The 756-nt window shown below is 58.3% G+C and carries 4 protein-coding genes; all 4 read right to left on the bottom strand.

Going from position 1 to position 756, the window contains the following annotated elements; translation table 11 throughout:
* On the bottom strand, nt 1-232 hold a 232-nt coding region (locus AC1RPJ_RS07625; protein WP_481762822.1), incomplete at its 3' end, for a hypothetical protein.
* Nucleotides 229-378: a hypothetical protein gene (locus tag AC1RPJ_RS07620; RefSeq protein ID WP_281106376.1), complete on the bottom strand. Its 150-nt coding sequence runs from the start codon at nt 376-378 to the stop codon at nt 229-231. The genes AC1RPJ_RS07620 and AC1RPJ_RS07625, both read right to left, overlap by 4 nt.
* Entirely contained in the window at nt 375-536 is a 162-nt protein-coding gene (locus AC1RPJ_RS07615) for a ribosome modulation factor (RefSeq protein ID WP_353890807.1), read from the bottom strand. The genes AC1RPJ_RS07620 and AC1RPJ_RS07615 overlap by 4 nt, the downstream gene beginning before the upstream one ends.
* A gap of 20 nt (nt 537-556) precedes the next feature.
* On the bottom strand, nt 557-756 hold a 200-nt coding region (locus tag AC1RPJ_RS07610; protein ID WP_392340119.1), incomplete at its 5' end, for a hypothetical protein.

Below are 756 nucleotides of genomic sequence, written 5' to 3'. Positions count from 1 at the left end.
GTCTTTGTGCGCCCTTCCGCATTCCCAACTTCGCACCGATCCCAACCCGCTCCACCGTTATATTGCGCAAGCGCTCGACGATGAACGCACCGTGCCCCGCGTCCTCATGGCTGATACAAAGCTCGTGCTTTCGGCACAGCGCTTCGTACTCATCGAGAAAGTCTTCGACAGCCTTTGGGCTTTCTACGTAACTTCTCGCTATTCTGTCAAACCTTTGGGGTTTCTGCCTCATTCGTCCGAATCCTCAAGAAATGCATCATACCAACCATCGTACCACGAGAGGCCGTTAGCGTCATTGTCCGGGTACGGGCTTTCATCCACGTCGCCCCGTTCGTAGGCGGCACGGCCCTCATGGTACGCTTCACGCTGCGTCGTCATTCGTATTCCTCCTGATCCATATACTCGATGTCGGCCGAATGCCACCCAGCGTTCCACTCACGCCGCAGATCGGTGCCCGGGGCATATGGATTTTCGTCCACAGGAAGACCCCGGCCATGTGCTGCGTATCCACGAGAAAACGCCTGAGCGCGCCGCACTCGAATTTGTGCTGCGTTCCTCAGACAACCTCCCCACGCAGGATCGCGAGAACCGCGTCCACTGTCTCGTTCACGCCTTCAGCGTAGGCACGATTTGTGGTCATGGGGCCCTTGTCATCAGCCACACGTAGCAGATCGACCTCGGCCGCGATTTCGGCAACAGTCACCGTACGACGCTGAATGCCGGGCTGTGCTTCACGCTGCGTGCGCAGCTCAGCGC

Source organism: Dellaglioa sp. CoH-57-MRSF-17, from assembly GCF_056782015.1.
Note: the sequence above shows the minus strand (reverse complement) of the source record. Positions and strands in the feature narration are given on the sequence as shown.